General features: G+C 50.9%; 2 protein-coding genes. Both read right to left on the bottom strand.

Annotated elements, in window-relative coordinates:
- Window positions 1-451 precede the first annotated feature (451 nt).
- A complete protein-coding gene (gene istB / locus PHW53_05305) occupies window positions 452-1,174 on the bottom strand; it encodes an IS21-like element helper ATPase IstB (GenBank protein ID MDD4995849.1) in 723 nt (240 codons plus the stop codon).
- Between the two features lie 39 nt (window positions 1,175-1,213).
- Window positions 1,214-2,521 (bottom strand): IS21 family transposase (gene istA, locus PHW53_05300; GenBank protein ID MDD4995848.1); only part of this gene is annotated, 1,308 nt, incomplete at its 5' end.

Below are 2,521 nucleotides of genomic sequence, written 5' to 3'. Positions count from 1 at the left end.
GTTTATTCATATTTTATATTCTTAATTTTTCATATAAGATATAGTCTGCAAAAACGATTTTACAGAACTCTGCCAACGGTCTTTTTTGCAAACTGTTTGAACGATTCCGAATTTTTAACTCGGTTCAAATCCATAATTTTTTTCACGATTAATTCAGCATCCGTATATTCAACATATTTTGTACGGCTACCAAGTTCGTGGTTGAATAGCTTCGTTAACCATGTCTTAGGCAATCTTTGTAAATCGGGCTTTTTTACTTTCTTAATCCGGCCCACCGGGTGTGGATGTTTTCTTTCTTCGATATACGAACGTAAGGCCCTCTCATCTGCAATCAGCCAGGATTCAAGTGCCTATTCTTGTCCATTCGGCACTCAAAAATCGTTTGATCCGGCTTGACCCCGTGCGACAAAACGACTGTTAGGTAAAAATATATACCCCTGCCGGATGAAGTCTATTTTTTCCGCATTGATTCCCCCTTGAGTTGGATTTTATGAGCGTTATTGAAAAGGCGGTCGCAGATGGCGTCTGCGGAGGTTTTATCGCCGAAGACGTCATACCATTGTTCGAACGGGAGCTGGCTGGTAACGATGGTCGGCCAGCAGAGGTGGCGCTCCTCGATGACCTCAAGAAAGACATTTCTCTGGTCCGGCGTCATGACATCGGGTCCCAGATCATCGAGGACGAGAACTTTTACCGAGCTGATTTTGTCGATGGCCTTGAGATAGTTTCCCAGGGCTTTTTGTGCGGCCATGACTTCCAGAAAGCGGGATACCCTCAAGTATTGCGTGGTAAGATTCTTCCGGCAGGCAAGATTTGCGATGGCACATGCCAGATAGGATTTTCCCACACCGGTCGGACCGCAGATGAGGATGTTGGCTTTATGTTCCAAGGCACTTCCGGAGATGATGTCGGTCATGGCATCTTTTGAGAGATTGCGGTGGTGTTTAAAATCGATTTCTTCCACGCACGCCGCTGCATGTTTTATCCGGGCATCTTTAAGAAGCCGCGTGAGCCTGCCGGTTCTGCGTTTGTCATATTCGGCGTCCACGCAGAAAGAAAGCAGTTCGACGGGACCCATGGTGGAAGCGTTCGGACTTTTACCAAGCTGCTCAGCCTTGTCCGCCATGGCGAAGAGTTTCATATCGACCAGTTTTTGTATGGTAGCCTGTATCATAAAATAATCCTTTTGTAAAGTTAAGATTCATAGGGTTTGTTACGAAGACGCGGCCGTGCCCGCTGATTGCCCGGCATAATAATCACGGCCTCGAACGTTGTCCGTATTGGCGATGGTGACCACGGGCATCTGCTGCGGCTGCCGGTCCCTGCCGTTTTTGAGCAGATCCGATATCTGCCGGACGCGGTTAAAGCCGAAGTCCAGGGCGATCCGGGCGGCAGCGTCGAGGCGCTCATTGCCGTACGTTTTGCTCAGGCGCAAAATGCCCATTGCCGGGCGAAAGCCCTGTTGCGGATGGAACTTGGTTTTGATCACCTTCTCGATCAGGAGATGGGTTGACGGCCCGATCTCCTGCGCCCACCGGTACATTCGAGCCGGGGTCCATTCGACGTATTTTTGATGCGCGGGCGGCATGTGTTCCGTGACGGTGGTATACTGGTGCTTGCCCCGACTGCGTTCGTGCAGGGCAACGCGGTCGCGCTTGTCAAAAACTTCCACGGTGTTTTCCATCACGCGAACCGAAATTTTCCGGCCGGCAAGCGTCCAGGGAGCGCTGTAATAATTTCCATCAACTTCAACGTGATAGTGAAATGCAAGCGTGGGAAAGAACCATTCCCGGTATTCAAAGGGTTCTGCCGGAAGCGGCAGCGCATTGGGTTTGTCCAGCTCCAGGAAAAGCTGCCGACGGCTTTTCGGCAGGCGTTGCATGGGTTTGTCGTTGATTTTTTCAAGAAGCTCTCCGATCGCTTTGTTCAGTTCGGCGATGCTGTAAAACACTCTGTTCCGCAAGCACGCCAGGATCCATCGCTGCGCGATCAGGACCGCATTTTCCACCTTGGGCTTGTCTTTGGGTTTTCCCGGACGGGTCGGGATAATCGCAACGCCGTAATGCGCGGCAAATTCGGTAAAGGTAATATTGACGTCCGGATCGTACCGGCATGCTTTGGCAACGGCGCTTTTAAGATTGTCGTCGATCTCGATCCGTGGTACGCAACCAAAATACTCGTAGCCTCTGCGGTGGCCCATAACCCAGTCCGGCGAGCGCTGGCTCTCCTGCGCTTCGGCATAGATATATTGCGACGCGCCCCAGGCCATGACCAGAAGCTCGACCTCACGATCTTGACCGGTGCGCATATCGCGCACGCACGGCCTCTTGCCGGAATAATCGACAAACAGTTTTTCCCCGCCGATGTGTCGCTGCCGCAAGTAAACCTTGAACCGTTGCGCCCACTCTCGATAGTACACGACAAATCGTGGGGAAGAATAACCGTCAGGATGGGTCGCCATATACTCCTGCCATAATATCTGCAAGGTCACGTACGATTTTGAATACAACGCTTTATGAAC

Source organism: Patescibacteria group bacterium, from assembly GCA_028710985.1.
Classification (GTDB): Bacteria; Patescibacteriota; Patescibacteriia; order JAHJFT01; family JAHJFT01; genus JAQTTB01.
The sequence above is the reverse complement of the archived record's forward strand: the minus strand, read 5'-3'. Positions and strand labels throughout refer to the sequence as shown.